9 protein-coding genes are annotated in these 20,227 nt (G+C 73.4%); 3 read left to right on the top strand and 6 right to left on the bottom strand.

From position 1 onward, the window contains the following. Positions 1–74 precede the first annotated feature (74 nt). Positions 75–2,738, top strand: coding sequence for a PQQ-dependent sugar dehydrogenase (locus tag ACZ63E_RS32685; protein WP_465340043.1), 2,664 nt, complete (start codon positions 75–77; stop codon positions 2,736–2,738). Between the two features lie 190 nt (positions 2,739–2,928). Here ACZ63E_RS32685 and ACZ63E_RS32690 read toward each other — a convergent pair whose 3' ends face one another. Further along, on the bottom strand, positions 2,929–3,132 hold the full coding sequence (locus ACZ63E_RS32690; protein WP_465340044.1) for a hypothetical protein: 204 nt from the start codon (positions 3,130–3,132) through the stop codon (positions 2,929–2,931). A gap of 139 nt (positions 3,133–3,271) precedes the next feature. On the opposite strand from ACZ63E_RS32690, the gene ACZ63E_RS32695 reads away from it, so the two are divergent. After that, positions 3,272–4,762 carry a serine hydrolase domain-containing protein gene (locus ACZ63E_RS32695; RefSeq protein WP_465340046.1) on the top strand — a complete coding sequence of 497 codons (1,491 nt, stop codon included), beginning with the start codon at positions 3,272–3,274 and terminating at the stop codon, positions 4,760–4,762. A gap of 11 nt (positions 4,763–4,773) precedes the next feature. On the opposite strand, the gene ACZ63E_RS32700 is transcribed toward ACZ63E_RS32695, so the two are convergent. Further along, positions 4,774–5,337, bottom strand: coding sequence for a hypothetical protein (locus ACZ63E_RS32700; RefSeq protein ID WP_465340047.1), 564 nt, complete (start codon positions 5,335–5,337; stop codon positions 4,774–4,776). Between ACZ63E_RS32700 and ACZ63E_RS32705 the strand changes: the two genes are divergently transcribed. Further along, entirely contained in the window at positions 5,336–5,704 is a 369-nt protein-coding gene (locus ACZ63E_RS32705) for a winged helix-turn-helix transcriptional regulator (RefSeq protein ID WP_465340048.1), read from the top strand. The two genes, ACZ63E_RS32700 and ACZ63E_RS32705, sit on opposite strands and share 2 nt — an antisense overlap. Before the next feature lie 17 nt (positions 5,705–5,721). On the opposite strand, the gene ACZ63E_RS32710 is transcribed toward ACZ63E_RS32705, so the two are convergent. The 4 genes from ACZ63E_RS32710 to ACZ63E_RS32725 are packed head-to-tail and all read right to left on the bottom strand — an operon-like array spanning position 5,722 to position 20,088. After that, on the bottom strand, positions 5,722–6,933 hold the full coding sequence (locus tag ACZ63E_RS32710; RefSeq protein WP_465340049.1) for a cytochrome P450 family protein: 1,212 nt from the start codon (positions 6,931–6,933) through the stop codon (positions 5,722–5,724). Position 6,934: 1 nt separating this feature from the next. Continuing rightward, the gene (locus ACZ63E_RS32715) at positions 6,935–7,807 is read right to left on the bottom strand and encodes a TauD/TfdA dioxygenase family protein (protein WP_465340051.1); all 873 of its coding nucleotides are present in this window, start codon (positions 7,805–7,807) and stop codon (positions 6,935–6,937) included. 24 nt (positions 7,808–7,831) lie between these two features. Further along, positions 7,832–16,315: an amino acid adenylation domain-containing protein gene (locus ACZ63E_RS32720; protein ID WP_465340053.1), complete on the bottom strand. Its 8,484-nt coding sequence runs from the start codon at positions 16,313–16,315 to the stop codon at positions 7,832–7,834. Continuing rightward, positions 16,312–20,088 (bottom strand): non-ribosomal peptide synthetase, encoded by a 3,777-nt coding sequence (locus ACZ63E_RS32725; protein WP_465340054.1) that lies wholly within the window; start codon positions 20,086–20,088, stop codon positions 16,312–16,314. Before ACZ63E_RS32725 ends, ACZ63E_RS32720 begins: the two co-directional genes overlap by 4 nt. Between the last annotated feature and the right edge of the window lie 139 nt (positions 20,089–20,227).

Genomic DNA, 20,227 nt, shown 5'->3' on the forward strand with positions numbered 1-20,227 from the left:
CGGTAAATATGCCCGATCAGGTGCAACCGGACTAACCATTCAGGCGATAAACGACCGCCTGGAAGGGGGCCGGTATGACTTTGGGAAGGCTCAGAGCGTTAAGACACACTGTGGTGGCAGCCCTGCTGACCGGGGCGTTACTGCCCGTCATGTCCACCGGGGTCGCGGACGCGGCTCTTCCGCAGGGATTCGTGCTGAGGGACACCGACACGGGGCTGGGGCAGTACCAGCTGACCGACTTCGGGTACTTGCCGGACCAGTCCGTCGTCGCCACGGCGAAGGACGGGCGGGTCCAGTGGGTCCCGGCCACCGGGACACCGCGGACGCTCGCGACGCTGCCGACCCGCGTCATCGGCGACCTCGGCCTGGTCGGCGTCGCCGTCGCGCCGGACTATGCGACGTCGCGCAGTCTCTACCTGACGCGGTCGCTCGACGTCGGCAGCGGTTTTGTCATGCGGCTGTCGCGGTTCACCGTGACCGTGGACGCGGCGGGCGCGCCGACCGGGCTGACCGGTGAGCAGTCGCTGTTCGAGGTGCCGGGCATCCACAACGTCCACGCCATCAACGGCGTCGTCGCCGCCGCGGACGGCACGATCTGGACGTCCGTCGGCGACAACGGGGACTTCACGCAGGTCGACCCGGGTTCGCTGCGGGCGCAGGACGTCAACCAGCCGTACGGCAAGATCTTCCACCTCGCGGCCGACGGCAAGGGGGTGCCGGGGAACCCGTACTACGACGCCGCGAACCCCTCGTCGACGGCGAGCAAGGTGTACGCGCGCGGGTTCCGCAACCCGTTCCGGTTCAGCATCGACCCGAACCTGGGCCTGCCGGTCGCCGGTGACGTCGGCTGGAACACCTGGGAAGAGGTCGACGTCGTGCAGCGCGGCGGCAACCAGGGCTGGCCGTGCTGGGAGGGCAACCACCCGACGCCGGGTTACACCAGCCTCGCGGGGTGTGCCGGCGTGGCGAACCAGCCGCCGATCTTCGAGTACCTGCACGGCACCGGGGCGATGCAGGGCAACAGCGTCACCGGCGGCGTCGTCTACAACGGATCGAGCTACCCCGCCGCCTACCGCGGGTCGTACTTCTTCGGCGACTACGTGACGCACAAGATCTGGACGATGAGATACGACGACCAGGGCAAGCTCACGCAGGCCCCGCAGAACCCGCCGCCCTTCACCGACATCGGCGGCCCGACGAGGTTCGCGGCCGCGGCCAACGGCGACATCGTCTACTCGGACATCCTGACCGGGAAGCTGCGACGGCTGACCTACACGGCCGGCAACACCGCGCCGGTGGCGAGCGCGTCGTCGACCACCGACCCGGACACCCGCACGGTCTCCTTCGACGGCTCCGCGTCGGTCGACTACGACAACGACCCGCTGAAGTACGACTGGGACTTCGGGGACGGGAGCACCGCGGCCGACGCCGGCCCGAAGGTGAACCACACCTATGCAGCGGGCACGGAGTCGTTCACCGCGAAGCTCACGGTGCGCGACCCGCTGGGCGCCACCGGCACGACCACGGTCGTGGTGGCGCCGGGCAACCACAGCCCGGCGCTCACGGTGACCACGCCGGGGGACACCGCGACCTTCGCGGTGAACCAGCAGGTCTCGCTGAGCGCCACCGCCACGGACGCCGAGGACGGCGCCTTGCCGATCACGTGGACCACCGCGGTCCGGCACTGCCCGAGTGAGGCGACCTGTCACTCGCACCCGGGTGTCGGGGGGACGGGCGCGAGTTTCGCGCAGCCGTTCACCGACCACCCGGACTCCCGCATGGAGTTCACCGCGACGGTGACCGACAGCGCGGGCGTGGTCACGTCGAAGACCTACGTGGCCCGGCCGCGTGAGCACCGGATCACCCTGGTCGGCACGCAGCCCGCGGCGCTGAGCATCCCGGTGGAGGGCGGGGTCAGCTCCGCCATGGTCACCGAAGGGGCCACGTTCGACGTCGAGGCCGCGCCGCTGGGCACCGACGGTGTCTCGAAGTTCACCGGCTGGCAAGGCGGTCCGACGAGCACCACGTGGGTGGTCACCGTCGGCACGACCGACCTGACGCTGACGGCGAACTACGCGACGCCGATCGACCAGCGCTACGACGGCGACGCCGCGTTGCGGGCGAAGCTCGGGGCGCCGACGGCGGCCGAGGTCACCGACGGCACGGTCCACTACCGCACGTACGTCAACGGCCGGTTGTACTGGAGTGCCGTCGGGGGCACGAAGTTCATCACCGGGCCGGTGCGGGACAAGTACCTCACCTTCGGCGGGCACGCCAAGCTGGGGCCGCCGACGACTGACACGGCGTCCACTCCGGACGGTGTGGCGCAGTACAGCCACTTCACCAACAACGGGAACATCGGGTCGATCTACTACACGGCCGGAACCGGCGCGCACGCGATCTTCGGTGAGATCCGGAAGAAGTGGGCGGCGCTGGACTACGAGCGCGGCCTGGGCTACCCGACCACGGACGAGGGCGGCACGCCGGACGGAGTGGGCCGGTACAACCACTTCCGGCTCGGCGCGTACGAGCACTCGATCTACTACACGGTGGCCACGGGTGCGCACGCGGTGAAGGGCGAGATCCGCAAGCGCTGGGCGGCGCTCGGGTGGGAGCGGTCCTACCTGCGTTACCCGACGACGGACGAGTACGTGACGGGAGGGGTGTACCGCAGCGACTTCCAGGGCGGTTACATCACCTACACCGTCGCGGGCGGGGCAGTCGACCGCCCTTGGTGACAGCTGAGTGAACGAAAGGCGGCCCGCCTCCGGAAGTTCGGGGGCGGGCCGCCCTCAGCTTCGCGGCCAGATCTTGACGTTCCAGACTTCCCGGTAGACATCGGGATCGCCGTCCTCGGCGATGTTGTGGGAGCCGATTCGAGACGCGCGGAGGCCGTAGTCCCCCGGCTTCGGGAGCGCGACGGTCTTGTCACTGGGCGAAGGAGTCCGGTGGTTCGCCGGGAGCGTCGGGCCAGATTTCGAGGGTGACCTCGGCGGGAAGCGCACGGTCCGACGTGCGGAACAAGGCGCCACCCGGTCCGGCGACGACCAGCCAGTCCGAGCCGGGGAGGGCGAGGCCGCTGTAGCGGTCGGCACCGAACTCGTCGAAGACGGCGGACTGCGAGTGGTCCACCGGAATCGTGGTGGTGCACCCTCCTGTTCACGTAGCTCGAGAGCCGTCTCCCGGGACCCGGTGACGCCCGACCTCCCCGCACCAGGGGATGATCTCCTGCCGAACGGGCACCCGTTCGTGGCACCCGGCGAGGAGAGGCATGCTCGACGACGTGATGGGGGCGCTCGACACCGTCCTGCCCCGGCTGGCGGCGGTCACCGGCACGCCCGGGGTGGCCGTCGCGGTGGTGACCGGCACCGAGCTGCGCACCGCCGCGACCGGGTTCGCGGACCTCGGCGCCGGCACGCCGATGACCGGCGAGACGGTCGCGCCGGCCGGGTCGCTCACCAAGCCCGTCACGGGCCTGGCCTTCATGCAGCTCGTGGAGGCCGGCGCGCTCGGCCTCGACACGCCGATCGACCAGGTGCTGCCCGCGGGGCTGCGCGGCCCCGACCCGGCGCCCGTCACCGCGGCCATGCTGGCCGCCCACCAAGGTGGTTACTACGGCGACATCGTCACGGCCACGGCACACGCGGCGCCCGCCGAACCGGTCCTCGACTACGTCCGGCGCCGCCACGAAGCCGGGCGCGCTGTCGAGTACGGCGGGGCGCTGCCGCTGGTGACAAAACCGGGCCCCTACTCGTACTCCAGCTTCGGTGTCGGGGTGCTCGGCGGCGCCGTCGAGCACCTAACCGGTGAACCCTACGGTGCGCGCGTCCACGAGCACGTGTTCGCGCCGGCCGGGATGACCGCCACGAGCGTCGAGGACGGCACGCGGAACCCGTGGGCGACCGGCGCGCCGGACCGGACCGGCGACCGGGCGACCGGGTACATGGCGTTCGGCGACTGGTGCCTGCCGAGCCCGCCGCTGCGCACCTCCGCCTACCCGGGCGTCGGGATGCACACGAGCGTCGCGGACGCCGGGCGGCTGCTGCAGTCCTTGCTGCGCACCGCCCGCGGCGACCACGGTCTCGTCCGGGCGGAGTCGCTCGCGGCCATGGTGACGCCGCGGGTCGCCCGCCCGAGCCACGGCGTCCGGTCGTACTCCGGCCTGACGCTCGAGCTCGCCGACCCGGAGCTGGGGCCGGACTGGTGGTGGGGGCACACCGCCGCGTTCCCGTGGGGCTTCTGGTGGGAGGCCCGGGTCTGGCCGCACCGCGACCTCGCCGCCGTCGCGGTCGGCAACCGGTGGGACATGGCCCGGTTCCACAACCCCGCCACCCGCAGCGCGCCGGGCCTGGCCGTCGAGTGGGCGGGCCGCTGGGCCGTGTCCGGTGTCCCGGAGAGCCTCCCGGACATGGACGGACGAGCGCGGTGGACCGGGCCCCGGCCGACCCCGGAAACCTCGCGCTGGATGGGCGTTCTGGTGGGGGAGCGGACGCACGGGCTGCTCGGCGTCCTCGACCCGCTCCCGGTCACGGCGCTCGCTTCGGGGGCACGGTCGTTGGGCGGGGCCGACGTGCGTGGCTGGGATCCGGAAGCGTTTGCGCACGGGGTGGAGCAAGCGCGCGCGGTCGCCCCCGATCCGGACGCGCTCGGGGCTCTGGGCCGCGACCTCGGTCCCGCCGCGGCGCTGTGGATGCTCGAGTGCGGGGCCTCGAGCGCCGACGTGACGATGCCGGTCGGCGCTTTCGCTCGCGAGCCACGCTGAGCGTTCGTCCGCTACCCGCGGGTCCGGCGGTCGACGGCCAGCCAGTTCGTTTCCCACGTCGTGCCGCCGTCGGCCGAGAAGGCCTGCTCGAAGCGCGCCTCGTCCGGACCCGGCCGGAAGATCAGGAACCGCACCTTGATCGGGCGGCCGGCGAGCTGGTCGTCGCCGTAGAACTCACCCGTGCCGTTGTGGAAACCGCCGTACACCGCCGGGGTGAGCAGGCCGTCGCGGAGGTTGACGAAGGTCAGGCTCCACCGCTCGGCCTGTGGTTCGTACAGGCGCATGTTGAGCGCGTTGATGCTTCCGTCCGGCCCCGAGACCGCGAACTCCACGACGTTCGCCCGCCGGTCCATGAGCGGGCGTACGGTGCTGGTGCCCGCGAACTGCAGCCACGTGTCGGCGGATGCGGAGAGCGGCTCGGCGAGGACCCGCACCGTGCTGCGCCAGGTGCCGATCTCCCAGTCGAAGTCCCGCTGGCCGCCGGGTGGTGTTGCCGCGCCACCGGACGCCGCGGACGCGACCAGCAGGAGGGCGGACAGGACGGCGATCAGGATTCGCTTGTATGGCACGGTCATGGTCCGACTATCGGAGTGGAGCACCGCCGTGGACAAGAACGCACCTTCAGGTAACCCCGCACGCCCGAACCCGCTGCCCGGCTGCCCGATGGCCGCGGCGTTCGCGGCGGTCGGCGGGAAGTGGAAGCTGACCCTGCTCTACTGGCTCGCCCACGAGCTCGAAGCCGACGGGCTCGTCGAGCGCGTGGTGACCGGCCCGGTCCCGGCCCGCGTCCTCTACCGGCTCACGCCGTACGGGACCACGGTCCTGCCGGTCGTCGAAGAGGTCCGGGTGTGGGGCGAAGCGCACCTGCGACACACCCGGAGCGAGGCCGCCCCGGACGCGGCGATGAGCTGCGCCGACGCGGTCGTGTTCGCCGGGCACTGACCCGCGCCCGGCGCGGCTCAGCGGAGGTGGACCTCCAGGTCGACCCGGTGCCGCCCGCGCGGCAGCGGCACCCACTTCGGCTCGGCCACCGGGGTCACCGCCGGGAAGCGGTCGAACAGGCTCCGCAGCGCCACCTCCGCCTCCACCTTCGCCAGGGCCACGCCCAGGCAGAAGTGCGGTCCCCAGCCGAAGCCGACGCCGCCCTCGCGGCCGCCGTGCTGGGCCTGCCAGCGGACGTTCGCCGTGTGCGGGTTGGCGAACTGTGCCGGGTCGCGGTTGGCCGCGCCGAGCACCACCTGGACCGCGTCACCCGCGGCGATCTGCACGCCGGCCACCTCCAGATCCGTTGCCGCGTAACGGAGGCGGGCCAGCTGGACCGGGCCGTCGGTGCGGACCAGCTCGCGCACCGCCGCCGGCCACAGCTCCGGCTCCGCGCGCAGCAGCTCGCGCTGGGCCGGGTCGCGCATGAGCGCAAGCGCCGCGTTGGACAGCATGTGCGCCATCGTTTCGTGGCCCGCCAGCACCAGGAACACCACCAGCGCCACGGCGTCGACGTCGGTCAGGTCGTCCTGGGCGACGACCTCGCTGAGCAGATCTTCCCGCGGTTCGGCGCGGCGCCGGTCCACCAGCGCGTGGCAGTACGCGAACATCTCGCCCAGCGTCGGCGTGATCCGCGCCGGGTCACCTTCGACCAGCACCTTGCCCCAGCGGTACCAGTCCGCCCAGTCCGCTTCGGGCACCCCGACCATTTCGCACACCACGGCCATCGCCAGCGGGTACGCGTAGTCGGCGAGCAGGTCCGCCGTCGCGCCGTCCAGGCCGTCGAGCAGGCCGTCGACGATCTCCTGCACCCGGGGGCGCAGCGCGGCGACCCGCGACGCGCTGAACGCGTGGCTGATGCTGCGACGCAGGCGGGTGTGCTCGGCGCCGTCGAGGCTGAGCAGGCTGGCGCGCAGGTACGGCAGGTGCTCCGGCGGCGTGCCGAGCGCGAGGAACGCCTCCTCCTGCGTCTGCGCGCCCTGCCCCGGCAGGCCGGTGGGATCGTTGCGCACGGCGGGATCGGACAGCACCGCGCGGGCGGCGTCGCTGCCGGTGACCAGCCAGCCTTCGCCGCCGCCGGGCAGCCGGGCCCAGCAGACCGGCGCCTCGGCGAGGACCCGGTCGTACCCGCACATCGGGTCGCCGAGGACGGCCGGGTCGGCCACGTCCACCACAGGTTCGGACGACATGTCAGCCTTTCAGCGGGCCGCCGTTGATCGCGACGCGGTGGCCGAAGCGGGTGTGCGGGTAGTAGTCGTACGTCGCGTGGTGCTGGACGCAGCGGTTGTCCCAGAACACCAGCGTGTTCGGCTCCCAGCGCACGCGGCAGGCCAGCATCGGCCGGTTCGGCACCATCGAGAACAGCAGGTCGAGCACGGCCTGGCTCTCGTCGGCCGACAGCTGGGGGATGCGCGAGGTGTAGGCCGGGTTGACGTACAGCAGCGGCCGGTCGGTTTCCGGGTGCCGCACGACGATCGGGTGCTCACTCGACGGCGGCTCGTAGCCTTCCGGGATCTTGTGGCCGCGGAAGGCGTGCGCGCCGTCGTGGATCGCGGTCAGGCCCGCCAGCAGCTCCTTCAGCTTCGGCGACAGCATGTCGTACGCGAGGTGCATGTTCGCGAAGAGCGTGTCACCGCCGCTGCCCGGCTCGGGCATCCGCGTGATGTGGAGCATCGAGCCTAGGGACGGCTCGGCGTCGGCGGTGCCGTCGGCGTGCCAGCCGTTGCCGAACACGTTGGCCGACTCCGGCGCGGTCGCGACCTCGAGGATGTACGGGTCACCGTGCTCGGGCGGCGGGTTCACCGGGCGCAGCTCACCAAAGCTCGCGGCGAGGCGCTTGTGGTCCGCCACCGTGATGTCCTGGTCGCGGAACACCAGCATGTGGTGGTCGAGGAACGCCGTCTTCAGCTCGGTGAGCTGCTCGTCGGTGAGCTCCCGGGTCAGGTCGAGGCCGGTGACTTCGGCGCCGATGACCGGGGTCAGGCCCCGCACCGCCAACGTCCGGAAGTCGCGCGCCGGCCGCGTCGTGATCCGCTTGACGGCGTCGAGTTCGTACTGCTCCATGGTTTCCTTTCTTCCCTGTGGGTCTCACAGTCCGAGGGCCGCGGCCACGGCGGTGACGTGCGGCGCGCGCACGATGCCGTAGTGGGTGGCGGGCAGTGCGTGCCAGCGGCTCGGTTCGGGCAGCAGGGCGCGCCAGCCCTCGCGATCGCCGACGGGCAGGCCGGGCTCGGGTTCGGTGGCGAGCCAGACGTGGCTCGGCGTCGCGGCCAGGCGCGGCAGCTCGTGGCCGGCCATGCTGCGCAGGTTGGCTCGGCACGCGCGGGCGAGCCGTCGCGCGTGCTCGCCGGCGGTGCCGCTCGAAGCGCCCAGCTCACGCTCGAACACCGCTTCCAGCTGCGTGTCGCTGTAGTCCGCGGCGCTCGCGCCGGGCGGCGGCGGGTCGATGAGGTGCAGGGCGCGCACCGGCTGCCCGGCCGTCTCGGCTTCGGCGGCCATGCCGGTCGCGACCCAGGCGCCGAACGACCACCCGGCCAGCTGCCAGGTCCGGCCGGGGAAACGCTTCTGCAGCGCCGCGTGATAGCGGCGGGCCCGGTCCGCGATCGGCCAGCCGGGCGGTTCCGGCCGGCTCAACGCCGGGTCGGCGATCACACAGACGCCGAGCTCGGGGTCCAGGGCCTCGACGAGCGGGCGGTACGCGTGGACGTCCCCGCCGACCGGGTGCACGAGGCACACGACGTCCGGCTTGGTCCCCTCGCGCCAGACCTGCACCACCACTTCGCCGGTGTCGCCGGCTTCGGAAAGCCTCGCGAGCAACGCCGTCATCGTCACCTCGGGCCCGAGCCACGCGAGGTCGAGGTCGACGCCGTAGAGCCGTTTCACGGAGTCGATGACGTCCAGCAGGGTCAGGGAGTCGGCGCCGAGGTCGTACAGCGGCACGTCCGGGTCGAGCTCGGCGACACCCAGCAGGGCGCGGACTTCCTCGGTCAGGTCGGCTTCCGCCGGCTTGACCGTGATCTCCCGCTCGTGGAACCTGCGGGCCGTGTCGAGGCCGGTCGTCGCGACGAGGAGCTGCGGGAGGCCCGTGGTCAAGGCGCGGGCGAACGTGCGGCGGCCTTCTTCGTCGCTCAGACCGACCGCGAGGTGCGCCTGGTGCCGCGTGTCGGTTTCCAGTGCGGTGACGGCCATTCCGGTGTCACGCCAGACGTCCCAGCCGATCGAGAGGCGGACGGTCGGGCCGTCGCGGTGGGCGAGGGCGTCGAGGAACCCGTTGGCGGCGGCGTAGTCCAGCTGGCCGGTGCCGCCGAACCTCGCCGACAGCGACGAGCAGTAGACGGCGAACGCGGGCTGGCGGCGTTCGATCAGCTGTTCCGTGAGCAGGGCGCCGGCGAGCTTGACGTTCTGCGTGCCTTCGCCGCGGGTGGCGATCAGGCCGCCGGTCGGGGCGCCGGCCGCGTGGACGATCCCGGCGAGGGGCTCGCCGACCGCGGCGTCGACCTCGTCGGCGGTGATCGTCGTGACGTCGGCGGCGAGGAGGCCGACGCGGTCCGCCCAGGGTTTGAGCGCTTCGGGCAGGAAGGGGTTGCGCGCCAACAGGACTACCCGGCCGGTGGTGCGGGTGAGCAGGTCTTCGGCGACGGCGGTGCCGATGCCGCCGGTGCCGCCGAGGACGAGGTGGGTGCCGTCGCCGTGGCCGGGTTCGCCCGGGGTGACCGGCGTGCTTTCCTCCGTCCACCAGAAACCGGCCCGGAGCGCGACCCGGTCCGGCGGGGGCGGGCCGGTGAGGAGGTCGGCGAGGCGGTCCAGGGTCGGGTCGGGCAGGTCGACCCAGTGGCCGGGGAGCCCGCTCTCCTGCGGGCCGACGGCCGTGATCCCGGCGAGCAGCCCGGCTTCGGGCCGCGTGACGGCGGTGGTGGCGGGGGCTGCGCCGTTCGAGATCCACCAAGTCCTGAGTGGACGGTCGTGGGCGGCCCGCACCAGGGCGGCGGGGGTGTCGAGGCAGGCCCAGGTCGCGTGGGCGAGGGAGTTCTCGCCGAGGGGGCCGGTGATGGTGAGGGGGAGGGTGTGGAGCCAGTCGATGCCGGTGTCCGGCAGGGCGGCCAGGACCTGACGGAGGTCCGCGACGTCGGCCGGGTCGGCTTCGAAGGTGTCGGGCCCGAGGCGGGCGAACGCCGCCGCGGCGTGGACCCGGACGACGCGCGGGTAGGCGGCGTCGAGCGCGGGGGCGGTCAGCGGGCCTTCGCCGGAGATGACGAGGACACGATCGGTCTTGGTTGCGGTTGTGGCTCGCCGGAGACGGACCCAGGTGGGCTGGTGGAGCCAGTCGCTTTCGGGCAGCCGCGAGGCGGCGGCTCGCCGCGGGAAGTCGAAGTCACGGACGGCGAAGGCGGGCGGCGGAAAGTCCCACGGCGCGGGCGCGGAGGAGCGGCCCCAGTCGACGGCTGCCCCGCCCACCCAGGCGGCGGCCAGCCCGGCCGCACCCGAGGCGATCCCCGAGCTTTCACGTGAAAGCTCGGCACCGAGAGCGGAGCTTTCACGTGAAAGCTCGGAGTCGGGCACCTCCAGGGGTTCGGCCGTGCGCAGCCAAGCCACCGCCGCGGTCGTGTCCTCGCACACCGCCGCCATGCGCCAGCGAGCCTCCGGGCGGCCGGACTGCAGGTGGCGGAGAACGTCCACATAGGACTCTGGGTGCGCGGTCAGGTAGTCCGCCACGCGGGCCGCCGTCAAGCGGAGCGCGGACGCGCTGCGAGCGGAAAGCACCAGGCACCGCACCGGTTCGGGCGCCGGAACCGCCGCCGGGCGGACCGACTCCAGCACCACGTGGGCGTTCGTCCCGCCGATGCCGAAGCTGCTCACCCCCGCCACCCGCGGGCCCGCGGGCCACGGCTCCGCCCGCGTCGGCACGCGGAACGGCCCCAGGTCCAACGCCGGGTTCGGCGCCCGGAAGTCCACCGTCGGCGGAAGCACGCCGTGGTGGAGGGCGAGGGTCGCGCGGATCAGGCCCACCACGCCCGCCGCCGCGCCGAGGTGGCCGATCTGGCTCTTCACCGACGACAGCACGCAGCCCGTCGACTCCGGCATCGCCTCGCGCAGCGCCGCCACCTCGATCGGGTCGCCGAGGCGGGTGCCGGTTCCGTGCGTCTCCACGTACCCGACGTCGGCGCCGGAACGTCCGGCTCGCCGGAGTGCGGCTTGGACGGCCGCGCGCTGCCCGGCCGGCGAAGGCGCGCTGTAGCCCTGCTTCACCGCGCCGTCGTTGGTCAGCGCCGAGCCCGTGATCACCGAGTACACCGTGTCGCCGTCGCGGCGGGCCGCCGAAAGCGGCTTCAGCACCACCACGCCGACGCCGCTCCCGCCGACGGTGCCGTCCGCGTCGTCGCTGAACGGCCGGCAGTGCCCGTCCGCCGAAAAGATGTGCTGCGGCCGGTACCGGTATCCCTCGGCCAGGGTGACGTCGACGAGCACGCCACCCGCCAGCATCACCTCCGCCTCGCCGCCGCGCAGCATCCCCGCGGCCTGGTGGACCGCCACCAGCGAGCTCGAACACGCCGTCTGCGTCGTCAGGGCCGGGCCGGTCAGATCCAGGTGGTACGCGACCTTCGTGGCCAGGAAGTCCTTCTCGTGGTGCAAAGCGAGCTGAAAACCGTCCGGAAGCGCGGCCGGGTCGGCCGAGCGCAGCATCTCCTGGAAGTACGTGTTCTCCCCGCACCCCGCGATGAGCCCGACCCGGTCCGACCGGGTGACCCCGGCGTGGGCCAGCGCTTCGACACACGCCATCAGCAGCTGCCGCTGCTGCGGGTCCATCAGCGCCGCGTCCCGGTGGCTGATCCCGAAGTGCTCCGGGTCGAACTCCAGCGGCCCGTCCAGCAGGCTGCGCGCGCCGACCAGGCCGTCGGCGGCCGGGAACTCCCGGATGCCCCGGCGGCCGGCGACGACCAGGTCCCAGAACGCCGCCAGGTTCGGTGCGCCGGGCAGCCGCACCGCCATCCCGACCACGGCCACCGGCTCGTCGGCCGCGGCCTCGGAAACGACCCGGGCCGGGGCCGGGCCGCTTTCGAGGTGCCGCGTCAGGTCTCGCAAAGTGACGTGCTCGAAGAGGTCGGCCGCGGTGAACCGGTACCCGGCTTCCGCGCAGCGCAAGTGAAAGCGCATCAACGAAAGGCTGGTGGCGCCCGCGGCGAAGAACGTCTCGTCCGGCCCGATCGACGCGCCCGTCACCTCCTCGAACAACGCTGCCAGCTCGCTCGACGGCGGTGAGGCCCGGCGCAGATCCGTGCCCGGCGCCAGGGACGCCGCGTCCCGGTCGAGCTTCCCGCTGGGTGTGCGCGGCAGGGCGTCGACAACGCGGAAACGGTCCACTCTCGCGTGCGGCGGCAGCAGCGGCGCCAGATGGTCCGCCAGCTCCGAAGCGGACGGCGTCCGGCGGCACTCCAGGAACGCGGCCAGCCGGCCGCCCTCGGGCACGACCACGGCGTTGACGACGTCCGGGTGCCGCAGCAGCGCGGCTTCGACCTGCCCGAGCTCGAGGCGGTACCCGCTGAGCTTGACCTGCCGGTCGGCCCGGCCGTCGAAGTGCAGTAGCCCGGCGCGGTCGAAGTGCGCGAGGTCGCCGCTGCGGTAGTACAGCTCTGGCAGCTCGGCGAACTTCTCCGGAGCCGCGTCGCCGAGGTAACACCGGTTCGCCGCCAGACCACCGATGAGCAGCTCGCCGACGTGCCCCGGCGGCAGCGGCGCGCCCGAGGCGTCGGCGACGCGCAGCACCGCGTTCGCCACCGGACGCCCGATCGCGGGCTGCTCGGGCCATTCCGCCGGGTCGCCGTCGAGGGTCAGCGCGCTCACGACGTGGGTCTCGGTCGGGCCGTAGTGGTTGTGCAGCCGCGCGCCGGGCAGTCCGGCGAACCAGCGGCGGATCGCCGGGGTGCACACCAGCTGCTCGCCGGCGGTGACGACGTCCCGCAGCCGCGACGGGAACCGCCCGAGCCGGACGCCGTGCTCGGCCAGCAGCTGCAGGGCGACGTACGGCAGGAAGATCCGTTCGATCCCGGCGGTGTCCAGCCGGGCCAGCAACGCCGGGACGTCGTGCCGCCACTCCGGGCGCACCAGGTGCAGCCGCCCGCCGCCGCAGAGGGTCGTGAAGATCTCCTGGAACGACACGTCGAACGACAGCATCGAGAACTGCTGCGTCACCGCGGGCGGCGCGTCCTGCCACTGCAGCAGGTTGGCCAGGGTGCGGTCCGGGACGCGCACCCCCTTCGGCACACCGGTCGAGCCCGACGTGAACAGCGTGTAGAGCGGCCGGCCCGCGTGCCGGGCCGGGACCTCCGGGACCGGGCCGTCGGTGAGCGTGACGAACCGCTGCTCGACGTCCGTTTCGAAGGTTTCCCCCGGGGCGAGCAGGACGCAGCGCGGCCGGACCTGGCCGAGCACGTCCCGCAGCAACGCCGGCGGGTACGCGGGATCCAGCGGCACGGCGGTGATGTTCAGCCGGGCGAGGGCGAGCAGCGCGACGACGTGTTCGGCCGACGGCCGCAGGTACAGCGCGATGTCGGTGGCGTCCGCGGGCAGGGTGGCGGCCAGCCGGGCCGCGTGCGCGTCCAGCTCGGCGTAGGTCAGCGTGGTCTCGCCGGTCAAGGCCGGGGCGTCGGGCGTCCGCGCGACTTGACGCGCGAAGCCTTCCGCCACGGTCTCCCACGTCAGCTCCGCCGTGGCACCACGGCCGTGGTCGCGGTGGTCCGGTGTCTGCGCGTCGCCGTGCAAGGCGCGGTCGAAGACGTCGCCGAGAGCGGTGATTTCGGCTTCGGTGAAGTGGCCTTCGCCGTACTCCCACAGACAGTCGAAGCCGTCGAGCCGTTCGACGACCGACAGCGTGAGCGCGCACTTCGCCTCGGCCGCTTCGATCCACTGTGGACTGACCGGGCAACCCGGCAGCCGCAGCGCGCCGAAGTCGGTGTTCTCCAGGACGAACAGGTAGTCGAACGCCGCGTACCCGGGATCGAGGTCGGCGAAGGCGACGTCCTGGCCGTCCAGGGCCGCGCCGGACGCTTCGCCGAGCCGGCGGAGCTGGGAGCCCAGATCTTCGTCCGGATCCACCGTCAGCGGCAGCCGGACGGTGTTGGCGAACATCCCGACACTGTCTTCGAACTCCCGCACCGGCCGGTTCGCCACCGGCGCGGCGATCCGCGGCCGGGTCCGCCCGGTCACGGCGTAGAGGCTCCAGGCGAACACGCCGAGCAGGAGCTGGAACCGCGTCAGGCCCAGCTCGCCGGCCCATGCGTCGACCCGCTCGTGGTCGATCCGGGTTGTGTGCAGCCGCCCGGCCAGGGACGCTTCGCCGAGTGGCTCGGCGTCGTCGGCCCGGTCGGTCAGCCGGTCGCGGTAGCCGGGGGAGGCGAACCAGCGGGACTGCCAGGCGGCGAAGTCGAGCGGGGTGTGCGCGTCCGGTCGTGGCGGTTCGCCGGACAGCTCGCGGAACAGGATGTTGAGCGACCAGCCGTCGACCGCGATGTGGTGCAGGCACAGCAGAAGCGTGCCTTCGGGCCGCCAGGCCGCGCGCAGCAGCCGGCCGGAAGCGAGGTCGAACGGCGCGGTGAAGAAGTCGCCGGAAGGCTCGGTCCACGGGTCGTACGCCGGGTTCGGCACCTGGCGCAGGCCGTCGGGGGTCGCCTCGAACGCGGTCCGCAGCGCCGGGTGCCGTTCCACGAGCGCCCGGACGTCGCGGCGCAGCGCCTCGACATCGGGTGCGCCGCTGATCTCGAAAGCCAGCGGCACGTGGTACGCCGTCGAAGCCGGATTCCGTTGCTGCAGCAGCCAAAGCCGTTGCTGTTCGCTGGTGGCCGGGGCCGTCGTCGCGGTTGTCGGCGCGCCCACCGGGGGATACACCACGTGCCCGGCCGAGGAGACGGCGGCGGCGAGCTCGGCGAAGTTCCCGCGCTGCACCACCGAAGGCGGGAGGTCCGCGCCCCAGCGTTCCCGGATCGCGAACCGCAGCCGCAACGCCTTGAGCGAGTCGCCGCCCGACCGCAGCCAGGTGTCGCCGGGACGAAGATCCGGGACGCCGAGGACGTCCGCCACGAGGTCCAGGACCTCGTGCTCCCACGCCGTCGCGTCGCCGCCGGTGTCCGGTCGCCACGGCGGGAACCCGCCCGCCAGCAGCGCGGCTTCGTCGACCTTGCCGTTCGCGTTCCGGGGCAGTTCGCCGAGGCGGAAGACGTGGTGCGGCCGCATGTAGACCGGCACGGTTTCGCTCAGATGAGCGTCGAACGCGTCGAAGGACAGGTCACCCGCTACGACGAACGCGAGCAGCTCGGCGGTGGCCGCGCGGCGCACGGCGACGTGGGCCTGCCGGATCCCGGGGTGCGCGAGCAGGCGTTGCTCCAGCTCACCCGGCTCGATCCGGAACCCGCGGACCTTCACCTGCCGGTCGGTCCGCCCGGCGTAGGCGTACCGCCCGCCCGGCAGCACCCGCACCAGGTCGCCGGTCCGGTAGAACCGCGCACGGCCGTCGTCGAACCACGGCAGCCGGACGAACCGCTGCCCGGTCTCCGCCGGCAGGCCGCGATAACCGAGCGCGACGCCGGCGCCGGAGAGGTACAGCTCGGCGATCTCGCCTTCGGCGGCGACCCGCTCGTCCGGCGTCACGGCGACCGCGCCGGTGCCGGGCAGCGGACGGCCGATCGGTACCACGTCTCCGTCGAAGCCCCGCGGGATGGCGTAGCTCAGCGCGAACGTCGTCGTTTCCGTTGGCCCGTAACCGTTCTGCAGCCGGGTCGGCGAGTCCGGGTTGGCCCGGTACCAGCGGCGGATCAGGGGCGCGTTGAGCTGCTCACCGCCGATGACGACCCGGCGCACGGTCGCGAAGCTGCCCGGCACGGTCTCCGCGACGGCGTTGAACAGCGTCGCGGTCACGAACATCGTGTCGACGCGCTCGCGGACCAGCGCGTCGGCGAACGCCCGCGGGTCCCGCACGGTCTCGTCGTCGAGGATCACGCAGGTGCCGCCGGTCAGCAGCGGCACCCACACCTCGAAGCTGATCGCGTCGAACGCCGGGTTGGCCAGGCAGGCGAACCGGCTGCCCGCGTCCAGCCAGCCGGGTTCGGCGAGCCGCAGGACACCCGCGTCCCGCACCTCGACGCCCTTGGGCCGCCCGGTCGTGCCGGAGGTGTAGAAGAGGAACGACGCCGGCGCGGGCTCGGCGGGCAGGCCGGGCGACACAGTCGTGGCCAGGAGTTCGGCCGGCGTGACACCGGGCAGCTCGTCGCTGACGACGGCGGCCGCGCCCGCGTCGGCGAGGATGACGTCACGGCGCGCGGGCGGGCTCTGCCGGTCCAGCGGCACGACCTGCGCGCCCAAGCGCAGCACGCCCAGCATGACCTGGACCAGCTCCGCCGAGCGCGGCAGGCCGACGGCGACCGCGTCACCCGGGCCGACCCCGAGGCGTGACAACGACTCCGCGATGGCCGCGGCGCCGGCGTTCAGCTCCGCGTAGGTGAGCCGCCGCGAGCCGTCGGACACGGCGACGGCGTCCGGGTGCCGCAGGGCCCGGTCGTGGACGCGGCGGGCGAGCGACGTCATCGGGCCGCCAGCTCGGCCGTGATCACCTTGGCGACGAGCGGCAGCGCGTCGCTTTCGAGCATGTCCCAGTGCCCGCAGCCGGCCGGGACGACCTCGAACTCCCCGCGGACGCGCCGGCGCCAGAACTCCGCGGTGCCGGGGATCGTGTCCTCGCCGACGGCCTGCACGAACACCACCCGCGCGGCCGACTCGCCGGGGTCGTGCTCGCGCGCGGTCAGCCGGTTGTGGTTGTACATGCGGTGGTAACGCTCGATCTGCGCGTCCTCGATGCCCGGGTACATCCCGTTGAACCGCACCAGCTTCTCGCGGAACTCGGCCGCCGGCACCGGCTCGATCGCCGCCTTCGCGGCCGGGTCGTCGGTGGCGGTGGTGTCGAGCAGGACAACGCTGACGCGCGGGTGGTGCCCGGCCAGCCGCCGTCCCATCTCGTAGGCGACCAGGCCGCCGTAGGAGAGTCCACAAAGGACCAATGCTTCGCCGGGCCGCGGGTCGACGAGCCGCAGGTACTCCTCGGCCATCGCCTCGACGCTCGGCAGCAGCTCTTCGCCGGGGTTGAGCCCGGGCGACTGGATCCCGGCCACGCCGACGTCCTCGGGCAGCTCGGCGCTGAGCGGCAGGTAGCAGAACGCCGTCCCGCCGGCCGGGTGCACGCAGACGACGCGCGCTTGACCGGCGCCGCGGCGGAACTCGATCAGGCTGCCGCCCTCCGGCGGTGTTTCCGCACGCAGCAGCGCGGCCTGCGCCTCGATGGTCGGGTGCACGAGGACGTCGCGGATCGGCAGCTCACGGCCGAACTCCGCGCCGATCGCGTGGGCCAGCTTGATCGCCGAGATGGATGTGCCGCCGACGTCGAAGAAGTCGTCGGAGACGCCGATCGCGGGGTGCAGCAACAGGGTCCGCCAGATCCGGAGCAGCGCCAGCTCGACGTGGTCGCGCGGAGCGGCGGTGTTGACCGCCGCGGGGGCCGAAGCCCGGGCGTGCGCCAGGACGGCGTCGCGGTCGAGCTTGCCGCTGCGGTTCAGCGGCAGCCGGTCGAACTCCGCGAACACCGACGGGATCATGTAGTCCGGCAGCCGGCCGGCCAACGCGGCCCGCCACTCGTGCGGGGTCCGGGCGCCGCCCGCGATCCCGGCGACCAGCCGGGGCTCGCCTTCGCGGTCGACCAGCACGGCGGCCTCGCGGACGCCGGGGACGGCCAGCAGCGCGGCCGTCACCTCGCCGGGCTCGATGCGGAACCCGCGCAGCTTGATCTGGTCGTCGCGGCGGCCCGCGTACTCGGCTTCGCCTCCCGCGAGCCAGCGGGCCAGGTCGCCGGTGCGGTACATGCGCTGGCCGGGGACGAACGGGTCCGCCACGAACCGCTCGGCGGTCAGCCCCGGCCGGTGCAGGTAGCCGCGGGCCAGGCAGTCGCCGGCCAGGAAGACCTCACCCGCGACCCCCGGCGGCACCGGCCGCAGCCGCTCGTCCAGGAGGTACATCCGCGAACCGGGCAGCGGCCGGCCGATCGGCGCCGGGCGCTCCAGCGGCCGCGGGTCGAAGTGGGCGGTGGCGTAGAGCGTGGCTTCCGTCGGCCCGTACCCGAAGCAGATCCGCAGCCCGGGCACCGCTTCGGCGAACCGCGCCAGCGCGGCCTCCGACAACGATTCGACGCCGGTGAGGACGTGCCGCAGCGCGAGCCCGGCGACGCGGGCGGGGTCTTCGTCGATCCAGCGGACGTACGCGGGGGGCAGGAACGCCTGCACCACCCGGTGTTCGCGCAGCCACGCCATCAGCGCCGCGGGGTCGGCCCGGACGTCCTCGGGCACCACGTGCAGCACCGCGCCGGTCGTCAGGGGGAGCAGCAGTTCGTGCACCGAGGCGTCGAAGCCGATGCTCGACCACGCCGACGTCGCCTCGCCGGGCGTCGCGCCGAAGCGGTCGAGCCACTGGTCGAACAGGGCGAGGACGCTGTGGTGCGGCACGGCGACACCCTTGGGACGCCCGGTCGAGCCCGAGGTGTAGATGACGTAGGCCGTCTCCCGCGGGCCGGTGGCCACCGGGGTCCGGGTCTCGTCGCCTTCGGCTTCCAGCGCCGGGACGTCGTCACCCAGGACCAGCACCGGGCGCGCGTCCTCGAGCATCGCCGCTCGCCGGGCTTCCGGCTGGGCCGGGTCGAGCGGGAGGTAGGCGGCGCCGGTCTTCAGCACACCCAGCACGGCGACCACCAGCTCCGCCGACCGTCCACTGAGGACGGCCACGACCTCGCCCGGTCCGGCCCCGCGGGCCCGCAGGGCGTTCGCCAGCTTCGTCGTGCGGCGGTCCAGCTCGCCGTAGGTGAGGGTCCGGCCGTGGCAGACGAGCGCGGGGGCGTCCGGCGTCGTGCCGGCGTGGCCGGTGAACCGGTCGACGAGCCCGCCGGGCCGGCGGTTCGGCCGGGGGCCGGTGCTCCAGGCGGTGAGGATCTCGTCGCGCTCGGCGTCGTCGAGGAGCTCGTAGCTCGTGACGTCCGCGTCCGGCCGGGCGGCCAGCTGGTCGAGCAGCCGGACGAGGTACCGGGCGTAGCGCTGCGCGGTGGTGTGGTCGAAGAGGGCGACGGCGTAGTCGAGGTGCCCGGCGACGTCGCCGTGTTCGTCGGCCAGGCCGAGCGCGAGGTCGAACTTCGCGGGCGCGTGCTCGACGTCGACCGAGGTGACGGCCACGCCCGGCAGCTCCAGCAGGTCGTGCATCGTCGGCACCCAGGCGAACATCGTCTGGAACAGCGGGGTGTGCGCCGGGCTGCGCGGCGGGTTGACCAGCTCGACGACCCGCTCGAAGGGCAGGTCGACGTGGTCGAGCGCGCCGCGCAGGGAAGCGCGGACCTGCCGGAGCAGGCCGGCGCCGGTGGGGGAGCCGCCCAGCTCGGCGCGCACGGCGATCGTGTTGACGAAGAAGCCGAGGGTGGCGGGGTGGTCGCCCCCGCCGCCGCCGCGGTTGGCGGTGGGGACGCCGACAACGATGTCAGTTTGGGCGGAAAGCCGGGAGAGCAGCAGGAACCAGCAGGTCAGGATGGCGGAGTAGAGCGTGCCGCCGTGCTCGCGCGCCACCGCCTTCACCCGCGCGGTGAGCTCCGGCCCGAGCGCGAGCGGCACCCGGCCGCCGCGGTGGTCCTGCCGCGCCGGGCGCGGCCGGTCGGCGGGCAGCTCCAGCACCGGCGGGACGCCGTCGAGGCGGTCCCGCCAGTACGCCTCGTGCGGCGCCGGGCCGGGGCCGGCGAGCCAGTCCTGCTGGGCCTGGGCGTGCTCGCGGTAGGGCCGCGTTTCGGGCAGGGAAGCCGGTTCTCCGCTCATCTGAGCGGCGTAGAGGATCCCGAGCTCACGCAGCATGAGCGTGCGCGACCAGCCGTCGAAGACCGTGTGGTGGACGGTGATCAGCAGGACGTGGTGCTCGGCGCCGTCGGCCAGCAGCCGGGCCCGGCCGAGCGGCGCGCGGGTCAGGTCGAACGCGTCGAACGGGTCGGTGCGCCGCAGCTCGGCCGCCCGCTCCGGCCGCCCGGTCACGTCGGTGACGGTGACCGGGAAGCCGTGGCCGGCGGGTTCGACGATTTGCACGGGCCGGCCGTCCTCGACGGCGAACCGGGTGCGCAGGGCTTCGTGGCGGTCGGCGAGAGCTTCGAACGCGCGGCGCAGCGCGTCGCGGTCCAGTGGGCCCCGCAAGGTGAACGCCATGGCCTCGTTGTAGGCCGGGCCGGCCCCGTCGAGCTGGGACACGGCCCAAAGGCGCTGCTGACCGGACGACAGCGGTGCGGTCACCTGCATCGAGGACGGCCTTTCCGGGCAGGGCGGGCGATGTGCCGTCGCAGCCGAGGTCGGGGAAACGCTCTCTGTCTGTCCGGACAGTTAACACCACACCTTCGGGTGATCACGAGTCGTGGCGCAAGTCTGCCCGGAAGTCTCC

The sequence above is a fragment of the Amycolatopsis sp. NPDC104819 genome (assembly GCF_055583145.1).